This is a genomic window from Pedobacter sp. A2324, assembly GCF_059693705.1.
The window spans coordinates 1-20,441 of sequence record NZ_JCASSK010000008.1 but is presented as its reverse complement, the minus strand read 5'-3'; the positions used below and the strand labels follow the sequence as shown (position 1 = coordinate 20,441).

The 20,441-nt window shown below is 41.0% G+C and carries 12 protein-coding genes; 5 read left to right on the top strand and 7 right to left on the bottom strand.

The genetic code is table 11. From position 1 onward, the window contains the following. Nucleotides 1-56: 56 nt before the first annotated feature. The 7 genes from AC570I_RS20650 to AC570I_RS20620 form a co-directional block, all read right to left on the bottom strand. Entirely contained in the window at nt 57-1,886 is a 1,830-nt protein-coding gene (locus AC570I_RS20650) for a glycoside hydrolase family 35 protein (RefSeq protein ID WP_497407025.1), read from the bottom strand. 108 nt (nt 1,887-1,994) lie between these two features. Then, a complete protein-coding gene (locus tag AC570I_RS20645; RefSeq protein ID WP_497407024.1) occupies nt 1,995-3,125 on the bottom strand; it encodes a glycoside hydrolase family 43 protein in 1,131 nt (376 codons plus the stop codon). A gap of 65 nt (nt 3,126-3,190) precedes the next feature. After that, nucleotides 3,191-4,444, bottom strand: coding sequence for a DUF2264 domain-containing protein (locus tag AC570I_RS20640; RefSeq protein ID WP_497407023.1), 1,254 nt, complete (start codon nt 4,442-4,444; stop codon nt 3,191-3,193). After that, on the bottom strand, nt 4,444-5,583 hold the full coding sequence (locus tag AC570I_RS20635; RefSeq protein ID WP_497407022.1) for a glycoside hydrolase family 88/105 protein: 1,140 nt from the start codon (nt 5,581-5,583) through the stop codon (nt 4,444-4,446). The genes AC570I_RS20640 and AC570I_RS20635 overlap by 1 nt, the downstream gene beginning before the upstream one ends. Before the next feature lie 4 nt (nt 5,584-5,587). Then, a complete protein-coding gene (locus AC570I_RS20630) occupies nt 5,588-7,744 on the bottom strand; it encodes a glycoside hydrolase family 43 protein (protein WP_497407021.1) in 2,157 nt (718 codons plus the stop codon). 5 nt (nt 7,745-7,749) lie between these two features. After that, a complete protein-coding gene (locus AC570I_RS20625; protein ID WP_497407020.1) occupies nt 7,750-9,072 on the bottom strand; it encodes a BNR repeat-containing protein in 1,323 nt (440 codons plus the stop codon). A gap of 125 nt (nt 9,073-9,197) precedes the next feature. Continuing rightward, nucleotides 9,198-13,232 carry a hybrid sensor histidine kinase/response regulator transcription factor gene (locus tag AC570I_RS20620; protein ID WP_497407019.1) on the bottom strand — a complete coding sequence of 1,345 codons (4,035 nt, stop codon included), beginning with the start codon at nt 13,230-13,232 and terminating at the stop codon, nt 9,198-9,200. Nucleotides 13,233-13,481: 249 nt separating this feature from the next. Here AC570I_RS20620 and AC570I_RS20615 point away from each other — a divergent pair, with 249 nt between their 5' ends. The 5 genes from AC570I_RS20615 to AC570I_RS20595 all read left to right on the top strand — a co-directional run bounded on the left by AC570I_RS20615 (nt 13,482) and on the right by AC570I_RS20595 (nt 19,965). Then, nucleotides 13,482-13,859 (top strand): hypothetical protein, encoded by a 378-nt coding sequence (locus AC570I_RS20615; RefSeq protein ID WP_497407018.1) that lies wholly within the window; start codon nt 13,482-13,484, stop codon nt 13,857-13,859. 77 nt (nt 13,860-13,936) lie between these two features. Next, nucleotides 13,937-14,632, top strand: a complete 696-nt coding sequence (locus tag AC570I_RS20610) for an ABC transporter ATP-binding protein (RefSeq protein WP_497407017.1) — start codon at nt 13,937-13,939, stop codon at nt 14,630-14,632. Between the two features lie 11 nt (nt 14,633-14,643). Continuing rightward, the gene (locus AC570I_RS20605) at nt 14,644-17,151 is read left to right on the top strand and encodes a TonB-dependent siderophore receptor (RefSeq protein ID WP_497407016.1); all 2,508 of its coding nucleotides are present in this window, start codon (nt 14,644-14,646) and stop codon (nt 17,149-17,151) included. After that, the gene (locus tag AC570I_RS20600) at nt 17,151-18,596 is read left to right on the top strand and encodes a DUF3526 domain-containing protein (protein ID WP_497407015.1); all 1,446 of its coding nucleotides are present in this window, start codon (nt 17,151-17,153) and stop codon (nt 18,594-18,596) included. The genes AC570I_RS20605 and AC570I_RS20600 overlap by 1 nt, the downstream gene beginning before the upstream one ends. 4 nt (nt 18,597-18,600) lie before the next feature. Beyond that, on the top strand, nt 18,601-19,965 hold the full coding sequence (locus tag AC570I_RS20595) for a DUF3526 domain-containing protein (protein WP_497407014.1): 1,365 nt from the start codon (nt 18,601-18,603) through the stop codon (nt 19,963-19,965). The last annotated feature ends 476 nt before the right edge of the window (nt 19,966-20,441 follow it).

The window sequence follows — 20,441 nt, the reverse complement described above, 5'->3', positions numbered from 1 at the left end:
ATATTAACTCATTTACAGCTAATTAAAAGATTATGCCTGCCACATTCTAGATGCCGTTAATTTTTAACAACCTCATCCAAAATAGGTGAAGAGATTCCACCCACCTCACGCTGATAGGGTTTGACTAATTCTAGAACAATGATATCATTCCCACCCTTTTTTAACCATTCTTTAGGAACGTATAAAGTTTGCTGCGGACCAATTGACCAGTACTTTCCAAGGTTGTGCCCATTAATCCATACCACTCCTTTCCCCCATTTACGCATGTCAAGATAGGTATCTCCAACTTCCGTCAATTCAAACTTTGCCTTCTGAAGCATAGGTAAGCTTTTATTTGGAGTCATCTGCGAATCAAACTTCAACTTACTCACATCATTAAACGGTAAGCCGTACATTGACCAATTATAAAGTTCAAGCCCCTTAAAGGAAACTTTCTCTGTAATTCCCTTTTTGTTTTCTAATAAATACTTTCCAAAATTGACCCTGCCCATATTTTCTACAAAGATATCGAGCTGAACTTCGCCCTTGGGTAATGTGATCTCCAGACTATCCTGGTTCAACCTTCTGTCCAGAATACCTACCCTTTGCTCATTGATGAAAACCAGTGCATAATCCCTGAGGTTCTTTATTTTTAAGATTCCCTTCTCGCCCCCCGTAACCGAAGTCCTGTAAAGCACATAACCATAATCCTGCTTTAAATCTTCAAAAGTTAATGGGGTTTTATTGCTTATAGCATTCGGAAGATGATTAAATACAGAACTACTTAAAGTGAAATTTATCGGATCAATAGTAATCGCTTTTTTGGCTGCTGGGATGGGAGGAAGTTTTTGACCGGCAGGAAGGTTTTTTTCTATAACGGCCCTGAACTTTCTGAACTTTTCCGTTGCATTTCCCGCCTCGTTTAAAGGAGCATCATAGTCATAACTGCTGGTTTGCGGCTCGTACGGTGAAGTATCCTTATAGTTTGCACCATTCATGAAACCTCTGGTTGTACCACCATGAAACATATACATGTTAATGGAAATACCTGCTTTTAAAACGGAGTCCAGCTTGTTCGTATATTGTTCCAAAGGCACTGTATGATGAGCCTCACCCCACCAATCAAACCATGCCGGGTACCATTCTGCAATAAAAAACGGACCCTTGCCCCCATGCAGTTCACTAATGATTTTTTTCACCTTAGCAGGGTTATCCTGACCATTGATAGCAGGAAGCAAACCTGGTAAATGTCCTTTAACAATATCAGCTTCCGGATCGCAAGTATATAAAAGTCCGTCAAAACCAGCCTCAATAAACATTTTTTGGTTTAAGGCAAGGTATTCTTTATCCGAACCGTACGAACCATATTCATTTTCAATCTGAACCATTAAAACATTACCACCATGGTTAACCTGCAAAGAAGCCAGTTGCTTCCCAACAGCGTTGATGTACTTTCTGTATTCATCAAGATATTGCTTTTCCATCCCGCGCACTACCAGTCCTTTTTCGTTCTGCAACCAATAAGGATATCCGCCAAACTCCCATTCGGCACAGACATAAGGGCTTGGTCTCAGGATAACCCATAGACCTTCCTCTGCGGCCATTTTCACAAATGCGGCGATATCATGATTCCCGGAAAAATCAAATTTCCCCTTCTGGGGCTCGTGCAAATTCCAGAAAACATAAGTTCCTATGGTATTTAGCCCCATTGCTTTAGCCATTTTCATTCGGTCGCGCCAGGCCTCTTTCGGAACTCTAGGGTAATGCATCTCACCCGAAATAATCTGGAAAGGTTTTCCATCTAACAAAAATTCACTGTCACCTAGCGCAAAAGTGTGCTTTGCTTTTTGGGCAAATGTGCTTATTGAAATCACCATCGCAATAAGGCAGAAAAAGTATTTATTCATTGATAATCAGTTTAATAAAAGAGCTATAACTATTAATATCGGGCATAAGAAGTACCATTCTTCCTTTTTAGGAAGTTCACTTTAGTATCCCATGAAACTTATTATTGTTTATTTAAACGTACTCAGATCCCAGCTATCATACCACTTAATCTTCATTTTATCACCCTCAAAACTGATGGGCAACCACAAATAACGGCCATCAATCGCATTCTTTGGATTCCATTTGTCCGCCATGAAAATAAACTGTCCCTTTTTACCTGGTACAGGAAGCACATGTGTACTTTGGCCGCCAAAAGTTAGATTAGCACCAGTGCCTTCACATGGATTACCCATAAATTTCCAGGGACCCCAAATAGTATCCGCCTTGAACCAACGTGCCGGATTAGGTGCCCAACCGGTACACCCGGAACCAACCATGTAATAAACCCCGTCCTTTTTAAATAATGCCGGTGCTTCAGTTTGCTGCCCAACATAAATTCTAATGAATTTACCCGTATGGCCTAAATAATCAGGCGTTAATTCTGCAAGATGAAGCGTAAAGTTTTCTTCAGAAGAAAAGATATGGTAAGCCTTTCCATCATCATCCACAAAAACCGTCATGTCTCTGGCCATTTGTCCACCAGGAAAATCCCTGCAGAAAAAACCATCGCTCTTGCTTTTTGGCTGATCACAGTTCAGCTTCTCTGCCTCAGCAACATCTGTTGTGTAAAAAGGCATCTGTTTTGGATTCGGACGATAGCTTTTGATAAACTTATATGGACCTGTAACCTTGTCGGCAACGGCCACGCCTGATCTCGCAGCACCGTATCCCTGGCCTAAAAGTTCAAGGTGAAACCACATCACAAACTTTTTAGTACTTTTATTATATACTACTTTCGGACGTTCAATAATGCTTCCCCGGGCAATATCATTTTTCGAATCATCCGATACAGGCAAAGCAATTCCTTCATCCTTCCAGTTGTAAAGGTCTTTCGACGAATAACAATGCACCCCTACCTGGGCCGAATTACCCTTTTCGCCCTCTATTTTATGTTCCCCAAACCAATAGTATTTACCTTTGGATTCCACTATGCCACCGCCATGTGCATTAATATGAACACCCTTATCATCTTTCCAGATTTTTCCGGGTGAAAATGATTGATATGGCTGATTTGTTTCCTGAGCTGCTGATGTGCCTGCAATAGTGGCAACCAATAACATGCCGATGAAGCCTGGCTTTAAAAATCTATATTTTAACATGCTGTGAAGGATAATTTGTTTTTTGGAAGTGAATTACTGGAAATTTACCTATATTCTTTTGTTTATTACCTTAAGTCTACGCTATGATCATTCGGAAAATCAGCGCCCGACCATATCTTTTGAGCACTCCATTTAGCGGCCGGATTTGCCCAGAACGGGTCGTTTTCAGGCAATCCCAACGGTAGAAAAATATTGCTGCTGATATACGGACTACCCTGATTATTGTAAAAATCACCCAAATCCGGTTGTTCTCCATATAAACCAATGGTTAACCAGCCATTCTGATAAGTCGACGGACTTTCAAGCGTTTTTCTAATAACGGCAGTAAGTGCACATCGTACCTGCTCCGGACTTAATTGCTTCGGCAAAGCTTTTCTCCAGGCTACATCAGCTAAATGATGGAAGGCCGCCCCACGATACACAATCGACCTGCCCGTAGCCGGATAAGTACCATCTGAGTTAATCAAACGTTCCTGAATAATGGCATATCGGTCATTTCGTTTTTTAATCTTCTCAAACATGCTGTTATAGGCATTCGTTTTTTTGCCTATTACCGATGAAATGGCAGCCAGGTACGGATGAATCACGTAGCTGTTGTAATAATCGTAAGCAAAGCTGGTTCCGTCGGTATACATCCCGTCGCCAACATACCATTGCTCCAGCTGCTGTAAAGCGTAATCAACCCGCATAGGATCCCATTCGTATCCATATTTGGCAAAAAAAGCTTCATTCATGGCAGAAAATAAAAGCCAGTTAGAAAACACAGGCTTAAATCTTCGGGTAGTCTGAATAGATTTTACCATCAAAGCCTGATGTTTTTTTCCAAGGTTTTCCCATAACCATGGCGAGCGCACAAAAGCATAGGCCACATATGAAGCGTCAACCAGTTGTTGCCCGCCAATATCATAATTCATGAAGTCTTTTGCATTTGAATCTAAAGAATTCTTTAAGCCCTGAATAGCCCATTCCCGGTACTGAGCTCTCAATGCTACCTCCTCTTTTGAGCCGCCCTCGAGCTCAAGCCATGGTGCTATGCCACTTAATACACGACCTAAAACTTCAACATACTGAACTTTTATTCTATGGTCTTTATTATCAATGTGAATGGAGGTTACTTTGGGCATCACAATTTTCAGACTGTCTTTCGCCAGGTTGTACAATACCGGACGAACCATTTTATCCAACTGTTGCAACCAGAATTGTCGGTCGCTTAAAACCATAGCCTTCTTCACTGTTTTTTTCTGCGCAAAAGTTCCGCCCGTGCCTATTGTTAGCAGGAACACGAAAGCAACTAATGTCCTATGGAGTATCCTTTTCATTATTTTTTAAATTCAGTTTTTTCTAAAAATCTATACATTTCACAATTTGCCAGTAGAAAAGCGCCCACGCCAAAATTTGCAGTTGAGCTCGCATCTACTACCTGCCCAGGGATGGCTTTTTCACCAATCGGCTGAACATATCCCACCTTACCATCCTCCTGTAAAGCAGTTTTTGTCAGGTAATTCCAGCCCTTCAGTGCTATTGGTAAATAAGTTTTGCGGTTCAAAATGCCGTTGTTGATACCCCATAAAAACCCATAGGTAAAGAAAGCCGTTCCACTGGTTTCTGGTCCCGGGGCATGTGCAGCATCAAGCATACTGCGTGTCCAGTACCCCTCTTTTTGCTGTGATTTAGCTATTGCCTTTGCCATACTTTTGTATTTACCTAAATACTCATTTCGATGCGGATCATCCACCGGAAGGTCTTTCAGTACTTTTGCCAATCCCGCGAAGACCCAGCCATCACCTCTTGCCCAGAAATCCTTTTGCCCATTGGCACTTTTGTGTTTCGGATAAACATACTTCGCGTCGCGGTAGTAAAGCCTGGCCTCGCTATCATACATAATGCTGTTGGCATACATAAAGTACTCATACAATTTATCAAGATATTGTTGATTGCCGGTTGTTTTATACAGTTTGGTCATCACAGGCATTACCATGTATAAGCCATCAGCCCACCACCAGTAGTCGTTTGCAGGCGTACTCATTTCGTACTCCATCACCTCTTTTGCCCGGGCTATTTTATGCTCTTCTTTACTGATGTGATACAAATCAATGTAGGTTTGAAAGCAAATCTGCCAGTCTCCAAACAATACATATTCATCTGTTTCACCATACTTATATTTCCATTTGCTTTTATCAGCCGATTTAGCCCCCATCCATTTATTGTACTCGGCCCAGGCTTCAGAATATTTTAGAAACACCCGGTTTCCGGTGATCTGAAAAGCCTCCATATTTCCCGTGTGGTAGGCTGCATGATCCCAGAAAGACCTCACCTCGGGTTTATTGTTTTTTTGCCAATAACTATTGGCTTTGTTGATGATATTTAATACTTCTCCCTTTGACGGATAATCCTGCGCAAAAGTCTGCATGCAGATGAAGGTCAAAAGGACAAACGATATTGTTTTCAAAGTGCTCATACTATTATTTTATACCTGTTATCGTTGGAATTACCGGCTTTATGGCTCCGTCCGCATTAAAAAATAGTTTATCAATGCAAACTTCCCGGTTGTAACCTGCGGCACTGCCCATAGTAATTCCTTTAGGTCTGGTAAAACGATGGTAAACAATATACCACTCGTCTTTGCCAGGCACCTGTATTACACTATTGTGCCCTGTTCCATATATTCCTTTTGCCGGATCTTTCGCTAGAATTAAATTGTTTTCCGGAATAATGATCTTTCCTGTAGGTGAGTCCGAGTATCCATATCTCACCCTATAATTTTCACTTCTGGTATCATCCTCCGACCACAGAAAGTAGTATTTTCCGTTCCTGTAGAATACTTCCGTACCCTCTCTAAAACTTTTATCTGGTGTAATTACTTTTATGCTGTTGGTATCAATAGAAACCATGTCAGAATTTAATTCGGCCACAGCCATGTGCCCGTTACCCCAATAAAGATAACTCTTCCCTGATTTTGGGTCAGTAAAAACATCCGGATCGATTTCCTGCCCGCCCCGCGTACCTTTAGGTCTCACAGAAATCAACGCCTTTCCAGAATCTTTAAACGGACCTGCAGGATCGTCAGCTACCGCTACGCCAATTTTCTGGGCAGCAGTGAAATAGTAATAATACTGATAGCCTCCGTTCTCGTTTTTTTCAGTGATGGTAGGTGCCCAGGCATTCTTTTTTGCCCAGGAAACATCTTTGTTTAAATCCAGGATTGCGCCTTCATCCTTCCAGTCAACTAAATTAGCCGAAGAGAAGGTCTTGAAATAGGTTCCGCCCCACCCCGTAAAGCCATCGCTGGTAGGGTAGATATAATATTTCTTTGTTTTATTAGAATATAGAACCTCCGGATCAGCATAATAGCCAACCAAAGCAGGGTTATTACTCACTTCAGCGCTAAGCAAATATGTTTCAACAGGCTTACCATCCACGCTTACCTGTAGTTTTACTTTTCCTTTTGAAAGATCGTAAGGAGCTTTTGGAGAAACTTTCAGTCCGGGTAAATCAACAAACAACGGATCAAACGACTTTAAATTAGTTCCGTTAACCACCGGATAGTAAACCTCATGCTTTACGCTATCGATGATGATATTATGCTGTTTTATCGCTTTCGCCTTTGGAGTGGACAACACAGATACCGGATTATACCACTTACGCATTAATCTCCCTGCTTCCTCAGCAGTTATAGGCAATACGGTACCATGACGGGGATGAAAATCCATGCTTACTTCATTGTCAATCACACTGAAGTTCTCGAGGTCTTTGGTTTTAGTAAACTGATATTTCCCTTTGGTATAAAGATCATACATCAGAATGTACCCTTCACCATTATTTAACTTAAATACCCCTGCACCCTCAACCGGATCTTTCGTTTGCTGCACATACTTGTCCTGAAGCACATATCCCGACGTTAACTGATCAGAAACCGCAATCTTAATACCCGCGCCATTCCCTTCTGTTTTGAAAAACAGATGATATTTACCTTGATCTAAAACAATGTCGCCATCTATTGCAGCACCGTTCGTCGGACTAAAAAATAACTGCTTTGGTTCAGTCTCAAGGCCGGTAAATTCAGGGTTTGCGTAGGCGTAGTAAATTTTATCTGGATCTTCACCATGTTTCATCGACCAGTATATCATGTATTTTTTAGCCTGCTGATCATAAATGGTCTGAGGAGCCCAAACACGAAGCAGGCTCTCATTACCGCTGTATTTAGTCTGAAGATTAACTATAGCTGAAGTCCAGTTAATCAGGTCAGTCGACTTCAATAAAACCATTGCCCGGTTAGAATTCCACCCTTTTGCTGATACCATATCAGTTACCACCATATAAAAAGTCTTACCGTCCGCACCACGCAAAATATGTGGATCCCTAACCCCTCCCGTAGAACTTATTGCAGCCGAACTGATCACGGGTTGATTACCATTTAATGCATTAAAATGATACCCATCTTTGCTGATTGCAAAGCGGATGGATTCTTCAGCGCCTGCATTACCCGTAAAATAGGTAAATAAATAGGCTGAAGGTTTTGTTGGTTGTTGTGCAAAGCCACATAACGAAAATACAACTGCAACTAACGTCAACAATGTCTTCCTCTTCAACTTGGTGTTTATCTGGTTACTCTTAATCATCGTTGTTAATATTTTGCTTTCCACTCCAATACCTGTACCGCAGTAGGTCCTGTATTTGCCTTTCCCTCACCATCCACCTGAACAACCTTCTGCACATATAAATTCAGTACATTCCTTTTATTCCAGAGTTCAGTATCAAAACTCGGTTCCCAATCTCCGACACTGAAATTGGTCAAATCTGAAATTTGCCAGTCTTTGGCTTTTATATTTTCACTAACGGCCATTGAAACACGGCTGCCCCTTTCTGCATCGCGAAAAATCAATGCTGCTGCCTGACGCCCTCCGGCTTTCCAGCTTACAATCTGAGGACGTGATATGGGGATTTGCTTCGTTCCTCCCCCACTTAGCGAAAATGGAGTTTTACGAAACCCCAGATTGTTCACTGCCCATGAATCAGTGCTTTTATAAACAATGTGATACTGCGGCACCGAATCACGCTGTTCTCGCCAGTACGATGCAATAAATACCTCTCCGGTAGATTGTGCAATCATAGACGTCTGATTAATCAGTTCACTCTTCTGTGGAATTTTAACAGCATATTCTGCATTTGAGGCATTTATAGGAAGCTGATAAACCTCGCCGTTTGATTTTGACCAAGTTTTACCACCATCTGCAGATTTCGCATAACAGATATCATGGTTACTCGCCACATCAGGACTTTCACGCCATACCCACGACAGGTGAAGACCTCCCTTTTCATCAACCGTAGTTTGCCAGTAAGCATTCCTTTTACCTTGCCCATCAATTAAGCCATCCTGCACCCTTAGCCAATGCTTCGATTGCAGCTCGTACCGGTTAATCATCAGGTTCCCATTTCCAGAACCCCCATCTCTGTAAAAAAACAGCAGGTCACCGTTAGCCATTTTATAAAACTCCGGATAACTCACTTTATCTTCTTTCTTTGAAAGCATGGGTTGTTTGTTGCCCATCTCCAGTGAACCCGCCGTCAAACTGATCGAATAATTCAACCCGTTGTTATGCTGGCCCCAGGTCAGGTGTAGAAAGCCATTGCCATCAACAGCAATGCTGATAGATTTATGTGCATCAGTGGCATCGCCCTTAAACTGACTTCTCTTAACTACCCAGTTTGCTTCACCCAGCTTACGCTTTGCCAAAACCACAAACTGATCATCATCATAATAGGCAGCATATTGGGTATTTTTAAAAGTAACCAGGGAATTCTTACGGAAGATTACCGCATTAACCGAATTATTTGCCCAGCCATTAGTTGCTACTGTATATATTTTTGGTACTTGTGCAAAGCTTAACACCGGTATGGCACATAGCATAAAAAACATAAGGAAAGAAAATAGCGGTTTCGCTTTCATGCTGGTTAGCTAAATAGTTGCATTGTTTGGTTTCCTAAGTACATCATTTTAACCTTTATAAACAGGGGGCTAAATCATATATAACGGGGGGCGTTTTAATAAAACGACCGCCAAAACGCCGAAATTTAATGATTTGTATTTACACTAAAGTTTTTATGGAAGGTTTTCCTGTGCTTTTTCACAAATTCCGAAGGCGTAAGCTTAAACTGCTTCTGAAATTGCTCTCTGAAATATTTTATGTCGTTTATTCCAACTCTGAATGCCGCTTCATTTATATTTAAATTGGTATTGATGAGTAACTCCGCTGCCTTTCTTAATCTGATAAAACGAATGAAGCTATTGATCGATAGTCCGGAGGTAGCCTTTACTTTCTTATAAAGATTTGAATGACTCATCCCCAAATCAGAAGCCAGGGATTTTACATTAAACTCGCCTTCCATCAGGTTATCCTCAATAATGGAGATACATTTCTGCAAAAAGCCTTTATCCTCTTGCGAAACTTTATGACTATCAGATTTAAGCGTAATCTCATTATAGAAATATGATTGTAGATCTTTCCTGTTTTTGATAATGCCATTAATTTTTGCCGTAAAGAGCTCCTTATCAAATGGTTTGCTGATGAAATCGTATGCTCCCACCTCTATCCCCCTCAGTTTCATTTCCGGGCTCGGATCAGCAGTTAACAAGATAACAGGAATATGGCTTAATGATGAGTCAGCCTTAATCGCCTTACAAAGCTCTATTCCATTCAATCCTTCCATGTTTACATCAGAGATGATAATGTCAGGTAAAAAGTCCTTACTAAACTGCAATCCCTCAATACCATTTGTAGCTTTATAAATCTTAAATTTCTGTTGAAAAATCTGATCAATGTATTCAATGATCTGCTCGTTATCATCCACAACCAGGATGGAGTGCAGATCAGAAATGAGCAGTTCCAGATTACCTGTTTTCCCCTGCTCATCCCGCTCTTCTTCCTCTTCCTGTGCAATCAGTTCATTTACGTACAACAATTCATTTCCGAAGGCACCTGCTGCTATTTCTTCGATTTCCTCACCCTGTGGAAGGTCTATAAAAAAGGTTGTCCCCTGCCCCTGACTTGTCGAATAAGATATTTTCCCTTTATGTAGTTCCACGAAATTCTTCACCAGATACAGGCCTATTCCGAAACCAATCTTTGGTGAAACGCTATTCATTGCTTTGTAGAATTTATCAAATAGTTTATCTCCAACATCCTCCGGAATCCCCATTCCACTGTCAGTTACCTGTATATTAATGCGGCCATTAACTAACGCAATGTCCAATTGAACACTTCCACCTTTTGGCGTAAACTTCAATGCATTGGAAAGCAGGTTGAAAAGAATAATTTCGAGCTTCTCACGATCTGCATAAATGCTTAAATCCTCTTCCTCACAGTTAAAAACATAATCAATATTGTTATTCTTCGCCAGGTAGCTGAAACATAAAAATATCTCCTTTGCAAATTTACTCAGATTGATTTTTACCACCTTTAGCGACTCTGTTTCACTTTCCGTTCTGCGGAACAAAAGCAACTGGTCAACTAAACTCAGTAAACGACGGGAATTGCGATAAACCACATTCAGGTCATTCTTCTCGGGCCCGGATTCCTTGGTCTGCAAAATATCTTTAATCGGATTAACAATTAAGGTTAAAGGCGTACGCAATTCGTGAGAGATATTAGTGAAAAAATTCAGTTTCTTTTCATTCAGGTCTTTCTCCCGTTCAATTTTCAAATTGGCAATTTCTACTTCATGTTTTAAGCGGTTTTGCCTCTGCCTGTATAACCAGAACAGATAGTAAATTCCGCTAAGAAACAGGATGTAAATGGCATAGGCCCACCAGGTACGGTACCATGGAGGAAGCACTTTAATAACGATGATCTTCTCATTATTACTCCATACACCTTCTGTATCCGTACTTTTGATATGGAGTTTGTAAGTCCCTTCGTTTAAACGGGAATAGTAAGCGGTATTAAGTTTATCTACATGGATCCAGTTCCTATCCCAGCCCTCCAGATAATAAGCATATTTGATCTGATCCTGAAAAGAAAACTCGATTGCGGCAAAATTTACTGAAATCACAGCCGCACTATAGGGAACAGCTATTTCTTTGAGGTTCACCACAGATTGTCCTAAATAATTCGGATCCTGATCAACAGGAACATTATTGATTCTGAAATCTGTAAGTACCAGTCTCGGAACACGTTTATTTGCCCTGATACTGTCCGGAAAAAATTTGTTGAAGCCATTGATTCCCCCAAAGAGAAATTCACCCGATGAAAGTTTGATGGCCGCATTATAATTGAATTGATTACTTTGTAGCCCGTCAGTGGCAAAGTAATTTTTAAATTCATTTTTTTGAGGTGTAAACTTCGACAACCCGTTATAGGTGCTGCACCACAAATCTCCGGTGCTGTCTTCCAGAATATTCAGAATGGAATTGCTTGGAAGCCCGTTAGCTTCAATATATCTGATGAATTTCCTGGTTCTCTTATTGTAATTGAGCAACCCGCCACCTTCTGTACCAACCCACAAACGGTTTGCTTTATCCTGATGTATTGCCCGGATTGCAAAATCAACGGGTATAAACTGATGTTTTTTATGGATCAGATCTATTTTAATCAGATGGGTGTAGGTTCCACCCCATAATGCGCCCTCACGATCCTGATAGATCGCATGAATATCTTTCAAAATGGGATCGAAAAGCTCAAACTGATCCGTAATACGGTTAAACCTGTAAAGTGCTCCACCCTTTGTTGTTCCTGCCCAAAGCTGATGTTGCTGATCTTCATAAAGCTTCCACAGGTTTGCATCATAGTGTTTTTTATAAGGATCATAACAGGCATAATGTTTAAAGCGCCCCGTAGCTTTGTCAAAACGATCAATTCCTCCACTAAAACTGGCTACCCAAACGGTATTTTCATCATCTTTTAAAATACTGGTCACAAAATTACTGGTGAGTGATGTTGCATCTCCCGAATTACGAACATAGTTTCTGTACAGGTTTGTACGAGGATTCCAAACACTCAAACCTCCTCCATCAGTTCCGATCCAGATATTATGATCTGCATCTTCCGAAAATGAAAGCACAAAATTGTTCACCAGTGTATTGCGCTGGAAGGGATCATTTTCAATGGTTCTGAATTGCTTATCCTTTTGATCGATAATATCAACCCCACCCCGCAAAGTGGCAACCCATTTTCTTAACTCCTTATCTTCATAAACAACAGCAACAGAATTACTGCTTAACAAACCTTTTTCTTTACCAGCCCGCAGATAGTCGATCCTCCTGGTTTTAGTATCAAAAATAGTAATTCCCCCGCCATCTGTCGATATCCAGAGTTTTTGGTCCTGATCAAGGCTCAAACCCATAATATTTTCATTGCTGAGTTTGAAAGAAACCCGTTGCAGTGTGCGGGCCTTTTTGTCCAGCACATATAGGCCGTTTTCGGTTCCTATCCATAGTTGGTCCGGTGAACCATTTAGAATAGCAGTTACCGAATTGATAGCTGAATTTATAACAGTGATCTGATTTGTTTCTGGTTTGTAAAGGCAAATTCCAGTCTCCTTGATGAAAAGCCAGAGATTGTTTCCATCCATACCCATTGATTTTACAGTAAAGTTCTTACGGTTACCTAGGGAAATAGGGGATGCAGTCAGTTGCTTTTTATGAACCACAAACAAACCCGCTTCATCTGTCGCAATGTAAACGGTTCCCTGTTTATCAGTTGCAATGCCATTTATGGGTGATACCAGTTTTATCTTTTTTGCTCCAGATTGATAGATAACCGGATGAACCTTATTATCGGCATAATCAAATACCGAGACTCCTTTCTGAGTTCCGATCCAAACGCGGTCACTATTGTCGCCATTCAGGGCAGTAATGTGATTATTGATCAGTGAGTGATTATCGTTCCATTTGTTGCGGAAGATTTTAAAATCATACCCATCATATCGGTTCAGTCCATCATAAGTTCCCATCCACATGAAACCAAAACGATCATGAAACAAAGAATTAACAACATTATTGGAAAGTCCATCCTCAACATCCAGGTACTTTACAGCCGAGGGGTTTAATTGTGCCTGTGTAGCAATAAACGTAAATATCAGAAATGTAATTAAACGTAAAGCTTTAGGCATATGTTCTGTAGAGAAGGATAATTGTAATTTGGTTATGAAGCTAAATTACACATTTAATCCTGATTAGGCTGCGGTTTCAGCCATGGAAAATGTTAATGCTATTATATGGTTATAATTGGCAAAATTTCGAAAACATATGGTACAAGCTTATTCACAGTTAATTACTAACCTCTCAGTACGCAGGGCTGGAGGTTAACTGTACATTTTTTTAAAAAAAACTGCTCGAAAATTTTATTAAATGTATCTTTGTTGCAATTGGAAGCAAAAAACGGTCAATATAACAGGCAACTATTTTCCCAGGTATGGGCTTTTTTGTTATTGATCCTGTTTTCTGGCGCTTTACTCATCGAAACGCTCCATCATCATGAACAGGATAAATTAAGTCACGGTCAAACAAAGTATGATCAAATTCATCATTCCGCCCATGTCGATTCAACTAAGGTAAACTGTAAGCTTTGCGAAATTATTAAGCACCAGTTTACCTTTTACACCTTGCCTTATCCAGTCGTGGCCGTGCTTGCTGAGCCTTTGCCGATGCCAGCTAATTTCAATTATCTGTTAGGGCATTCTGCTGCCTATATGCGCTCGGCAACCAATAAAGGCCCGCCCCAAATTCTCTATAGCTAAAACGCTGTAAACTCTCGTCACTTCATTCTAATGCATCGCCATCAGGCCTTGCAATCACTTTATTTATTTAATTTCTTATGCTACAAGCAATTTCGCTTTCCAAAACCTATGGAGATCATTGTGCCCTCGATGGGTTAAATTTAACCGTTAATGCCGGAGAGGTATACTGTCTGTTGGGACAAAACGGTGCAGGTAAAACCACTACCATTAACTTATTTCTGGGATTTATTGAGCCCACAAGTGGTGAAATTTTAATTGATAGTCAAGCGCTTTCACCACAAGACCCTCATCGGCGCGAGCATCTGGCCTACATACCGGAAGTGGTCATGTTATATGGTAACCTCACCGCAATCGAAAACCTTGATTACTTTTCGAAGCTGGCTGGCTTTCAATATAATAAAACCGAACTCATTACGCTCCTTACAAATTGTGGTTTACAAACATCCGCGCACAACAAGCAACTGGGTAGTTTCAGCAAGGGAATGAGGCAAAAGGTTGGAATCGCCATAGCGGTGGCCAAAGAAGCAAAAATCATTCTGATGGATGAACCAACGAGTGGATTGGATCCAAAAGCAACAGCAGAATTTAGCGAACTGGTCAAAAAATTGGCAAAGGAAGGAAGATCAATCCTAATGGCTACCCACGATATCTTTAATGCAGTTGGTATTGCTACCCACATTGGCATTATGAAACAGGGTAAGCTCATCCATACACTCAAAGCAGCAGAAATATCTGCCACAGATCTGCAAACGCTGTATTTACAAACCATTTAATTTAACCAAAGATGCTTCAACATCATCAATCCCGGATAACTATCCGGGCTATTAGTTTATTAATACTCATTATTGGAATTTCGACATCAGCACTTGCGCAGATTAGCGTTAGTGGGCAGGTTTCCGATATACAATCGGTCGGTATCCATAAAGCAACCATTCACATCAAAGAGGGGAAAAAAGATTGGTCAGTGAGCAGTGATTCATTAGGCAATTTTTCCATCACACTACCCGGAAGAGGAAGTTATAAATTCACAGCCTCCGCAATCGGATATAAAACGGTCAGCAGCAATTATTTTATAGAACAAACTACGGCAGTTAAGCTTCAACCCTTTAGGCTGGAAACAGCAAATGAGGAATTACAAACCGTCGAAGTAATGGGTACCAACGGAAAAAAATATTACGGCAACTACTCTTTCTCCGCAACAAAAACAGCCACTTTAAACAAGGATGTTCCTCAGTCCATATCTTCAATATCTAAAGAACTGATCGCCGACCGTCAGGCAGCCGTCCTGACTGATGCGGTAAAAAATGTAACCAGCGTTTCACAAAGTAGTTTCTACAACCAGTTTTCCATCAGAGGAATCAATCAGAATGAAGAAGGTGCGATCATCAATGGCATGCGCACCAGGCAATATTACTTTAATCAGCCCTTAACCAACAACCTGGAGCGTATAGAAGTAATAAAAGGGCCAGCAAGTGCAACTTTCTCCAGTGTCGATCCCGGAGGAAGCATTAATCTGGTAACTAAAAAACCATTAAGTCAGGAACGAAAAGAAATCAGCATTTCTGGTGGAAGTTTCAGTACAGTTCGTGGTGCTTTAGACTTTACCGGACCCCTAAATGACAACAAAACCCTTCTCTACAGGCTCAATCTGGGATATGAAAACAGTAAAAGCTTTCGGGATTTACAGTTCAGAAAAGGCTATCTGATTGCCCCCTCTTTCTCCTACATTCCCGACGATAAAACAAGTTTCAATGTAGAACTGGTTTTAAACAACAGCGACTCCCGGTTAGACCGTGGTCAGGCCATTTTTGGTGCAACTGCCGGAGTAACCGATTTAAACAGCACGCCAATAAGCTTCAACATGGGTGCTTCCAATGATAAATTCAATACTCAGGACCTCATGTTAATGGCTAATTTTTCACATAGCATCAGCAAAGCTATTTCGTTCAACGTAGCTTACATGAAACAAAACTGGAATGAAGACCTCCTGGAGCACAGAACAAACAATGCCTTTGCCGTGGATGAAAACAACCAGCCGGTTAAAACGCTGGCAGGAATGATCGCCGTTCAACGCCAGCAGAAATTCACAACCGATAACTTGAGCCCCTATTTCACAGTCAACACCAATACGTTTGGATTAAATCATAAACTTGTGCTTGGATACGATCACATCAGTACACAAAAGCTAAGAGGAGGAGGAACGAATACGGCGCAGGGATATCGCTTAAAGGACGGTACAGTAACCGCAAGGTATGACGCAACTAAAAAAGATCTGTATCAGTTTAGTCAGGTAAACGGCATAAACGCCCCGGTTCCAAATGTAGCTCATTTCAATCTGGCAAATCCTTCCTACATTCTTAAAAACCTCAGCGATTACATCTTCACAAAAGTAGAAATTCCACCGGCTTATTATCTGGTAAATGCCGTTTACCTCCAGGATCAGGTAAAATACCATAACCTCACATTAACCATTGGCATCAGAAAAGAGTGGTATGAGGACTTTAGCAACTACAAATTGTCTGCAGAGAAGAAAATAAGCCAGCACAAAATTCTTCCAAGGTTTGGCTTAACCTATTCGATAAACCAGCACATCAATATTTATGGTACATATTTACAAGGCTACCAGCCGCAAGGAAACACCTCTTCATTAGTCATTGTTCCTCCACCCAGTGGAAGTAACTTTAAGCCACTCGAAAGTGATTTAAGGGAAATTGGTGCTAAGTCTGAATGGCTTAACGGAAATCTCATGGTTAACCTTTCTTTATTTGAAATCAACCAGAAAAATTTACTGATCAATGCCAACGATCCCTTAGATGTAAACCGGTTAATTGAACGTGGCGCACAGAGAAGTAGAGGTTTAGAAATTGAAGCCTCAGGATTTATCAGGCCTAACTGGCAGTTCAATGCGGGTTACAGCTACGTTGATGCTATAGTAACAGATGATTTCAGTACTGCAAACATTGGCGAACGGGTACAGAACACTCCAAAAAATAGTGCAAGTTTATGGATGCGCTACGACCTGAATAGCCGAAAACTGAGTGGAATTGGATTTGGTGCAGGTGTGCAGTACAGCGGAAACAAGCTTCCCCTTTACATCAGGGATTTTGTTCTTTCCGGTTATACGGTTGCCGACGCAGCCATTTATTACCGCCCAGCTGAGTCTAAAGTCCAGCTATCCATGAATGTCAATAATATCTTCAATAAAACCTATTGGGTCGGTGCACAAAACTATCTCCGCCTTTTTCCGGGTACCCCAAGAAATGTAATGTTCAATGTAACCTATAGAATATAATGCAAAATATAACACTTACAATTGCCCGGCAAACTTATCTGTCTGCATTCGCAAACCGTGCCACACTGATATTCACTTTGCTCCTGGGTTTTGCGCTTTGTTTGGCCACCTATGTTGGATGGCAAAACTTCCGCACTCAAAATCAGCAACGGGTTCACTATAAAAAGGTAGTACGCGCACAATGGTTAGCCAAACCCGATAAACATCCGCATAGAATGGCGCACTATGGTTACTTAGCATTCAGGGAGAAACATGAACTGAGCTTTTTTGATTTCGGCATTGAAAGTTTTGCCGGCGTATCAATCTTCCTGGAGGCACATAAACAAAATACCGTAAATTTCAGCGAAGCCGGCTTTTCCAACGGCATGCTACGCTTTGGAGAAATTAGCGTGGCCATGGTGTTGCAGTTACTGGTCCCGCTGCTCATTGTCTTTCTGGGCTACAGCAGCATTTCCGCAGAGCGTGAATCTGGTACACTCAAAATCATTCTTTGCCAGAAAGTCAACTGGAGAAAACTTTTGTGGGGTAAATCCATAGGCATCATCTCTGTATGCCTTTCTATTTTTATACCCCTCATATTGCTTACCATTCTGCTGTGGGCATCTCTCAGCGATTGGCAGGTCAGTGTAGATTCAGCCCTACGATTGATCATATTAATCCTGAGTTATTGTGTTTATTTCTTCATTGTAACAGCAGTCACGGTGCTGGTTTCGGCATTTCAGCATAGCTCGAAAGCATCACTCACCATTTTGCTAGCTTGCTGGATCTTATTCATCGTCATCATTCCAAGAATTACACAATCGATCGGCGCAAAGGTTTATCCGTCACCTTCAAAAATTGAATTCGCAGATGCGGTGGCTCATGATATTCACAAACAAGGCGATAGCCATGATCCCAACGACAAACATTATGCGTCAATCAAAGACTCGCTCCTTCATGCATATCATGTAGATGATGTAAAGAAGCTGCCTTTTAATTACGGCGGTTATATTATGGCAGAAGGTGAGAAAATTACCGCTACCATCTACAATGCCCATCAGCATAAGTTAAATGAAACCTTTGCCAAACAAAACCGCATTACTGCGCTGGCAGGCCTGTTAGATCCTTTTCTATCACTTAAGCAAATTTCAATGGCCTTAACAGCTTCAGATTTTGATACGTTCATTGATTTTCAGCGTCAGGCAGAAGACTATCGCTATCAGTTGGCTCAGCAGATGAATAAGCTCCAGATTGAGAAAATAAATAATGTTACACCAGGCGAGCATGATAAACCACTTTCCATTAGCAAATCGAACTGGGCACACCAACCCGATTTCAACTACATGTTTAGCACAGTTGGTAATGTAATCACCAGGGAAGCGCTCGCACTGATATCCCTGATAATGTGGCTGGCCTGCACCCTGCTGCTACTTCAATACGCTCCCCGGTGGATCAAAACAATATAATACCATGAGAAAAAACACATATAACTTAGAATTCAAACTTTTCCTCTCCGGAAGCACCGCATGGATTGGTATTGCCATATTGTTAATCACAGGCTTCGCCGGTTTATACTTCGGAAAAAGCTTTATTGATAATCAACACAGCGTAATTAAAAAAGCCAGCATATTGCAAACGGAAAACACGCTTAAGAATGTTGAACATTTTGGAAAAGATATCGGACTTGTATTTTTCCATAATAAATTTTCTATGGCAAATCTTCCCGGAAACTGGGCCGGTTTTACAATCGGACAACGCGATGTGAACCCTTATTTAATTTCTGCAACGATGCTCGCCCTCGAAGGTCAGATTTACGATACAGACATTACCAACCCGGTCACCCTGCTATCAGGAAATATGGATATAAGCTTTGTCTTTTTATACCTCTTTCCACTGATCATCATCGCCTTTACCTATAACTTGATATCCGAACTTAAAGAGTCTGGAATATGGTCTGTTTTAAGAGCACAAACAAATCACATCATTGCAGTGATATGGCAAAAGCTGCTGGTCAGGTTAGTTTCAATACTGTTTACCGTATTAATCTTGCTCACTACCGCTGTACTATACCTCAACATTAAGCTTGATACAACGTTATTCACAGTTACGTTGCTGTTGCTTTTATACCTTGGCTTTTGGTTTGCTTTGTCATTTTGCATAATTTCCCTTGGAAAATCATCAAATTACAATGCCTCTGCCCTTATTGCCATCTGGGTACTAATTTGCATAGTGATACCAGCCGCTCTAAACCTGGTACTCATCAGGCAATACCCAATTCCGGAAGCATTGCAGAATGTTATTAATCAACGGGAGGGTTATCATGAAAAGTGGGACATGCCAAAGGAAGTAACAATGAAACCTTTTTTTGCACACTATCCACAGCTCAGAAAATTTCCTTTTCCATCGGATAAAAGCTTCAGTTGGTTCTGGTACTATGGCATGCAGCAAATGGGCGATGACCAGGCAATAAAAAGCAAAAAAGCGATGGAAAACAAATTGGATGCCCGTCAGCATTTTACGAAAGTGGCAGCACTCTTCTTTCCCACCATACAAACACAATTAATGCTTAACGAAATGGCAGGTACAGATTTAAGTGCACATCTGCAGTTTCAGGAATCATACCGAAAATACCATGAGCAAGTCAGGCTACACTTTTATCCGGCAATATTCCTTGAACAGGATGTTCATCGAACCAACCTTAAAGATATTGGCCTAAAACAGTTTATACCACAAAAAAAATCTAATCTGAACGGGTTACTTTCGATAGCAGTCATCACGTTATTATTGATAGCAATGAGTCTGTTTAATTTTAGAAAAGCCCGCCTGATCCGTTAAATCCAATCGGATGCACGCATAAAGTAAAAAGCCTGTGAACTCAAGTCACAGGCTTCTTTTTTTGGATTATGATTCTTTCGTCCATTCGCAGCTATTGATCATATACCATACTTCCTTTTGAGTTATTGCTTGTATAAGTTGTTATTAGCTCATTAACCATACCTTAGGTTCGTCCGATGAAGCAGATTACTATCGTCGGAACATAAGAGTGAGGTTAACCTGGAGCAAAGCGGTTACGATTGCTTAATCTGCCATTTGCCCCTCAACCTTCAGTCACTCATCAAACAGGCTGACAAATAAGAGAAGAAACGATTTTAGTAAGAAACCCAGGGGTATAACATCTTTGAGGCAAACATAACCGGATGTTATAAACGAAGAAACCCTCACAGTTGTTACTGTAAGGGTTCTTGTTAATCTGCTTTTAGGCAGTTTAAGATTTGGCACCGACCTACTCTCCCACGTGTTACCGCAGTACC

Coding starts and splice junctions, on each gene's coding strand:
- AC570I_RS20650 (WP_497407025.1), bottom strand. CDS start 1,886: ATGAATAAATACTTTTTCTGCCTTATTGCGATGGTGATTTCAATAAGC.
- AC570I_RS20645 (WP_497407024.1), bottom strand. CDS start 3,125: ATGTTAAAATATAGATTTTTAAAGCCAGGCTTCATCGGCATGTTATTG.
- AC570I_RS20640 (WP_497407023.1), bottom strand. CDS start 4,444: ATGAAAAGGATACTCCATAGGACATTAGTTGCTTTCGTGTTCCTGCTA.
- AC570I_RS20635 (WP_497407022.1), bottom strand. CDS start 5,583: ATGAGCACTTTGAAAACAATATCGTTTGTCCTTTTGACCTTCATCTGC.
- AC570I_RS20630 (WP_497407021.1), bottom strand. CDS start 7,744: ATGATTAAGAGTAACCAGATAAACACCAAGTTGAAGAGGAAGACATTG.
- AC570I_RS20625 (WP_497407020.1), bottom strand. CDS start 9,072: ATGAAAGCGAAACCGCTATTTTCTTTCCTTATGTTTTTTATGCTATGT.
- AC570I_RS20620 (WP_497407019.1), bottom strand. CDS start 13,232: ATGCCTAAAGCTTTACGTTTAATTACATTTCTGATATTTACGTTTATT.
- AC570I_RS20610 (WP_497407017.1), top strand. CDS start 13,937: ATGCTACAAGCAATTTCGCTTTCCAAAACCTATGGAGATCATTGTGCC.
- AC570I_RS20605 (WP_497407016.1), top strand. CDS start 14,644: ATGCTTCAACATCATCAATCCCGGATAACTATCCGGGCTATTAGTTTA.
- AC570I_RS20600 (WP_497407015.1), top strand. CDS start 17,151: ATGCAAAATATAACACTTACAATTGCCCGGCAAACTTATCTGTCTGCA.
- AC570I_RS20595 (WP_497407014.1), top strand. CDS start 18,601: ATGAGAAAAAACACATATAACTTAGAATTCAAACTTTTCCTCTCCGGA.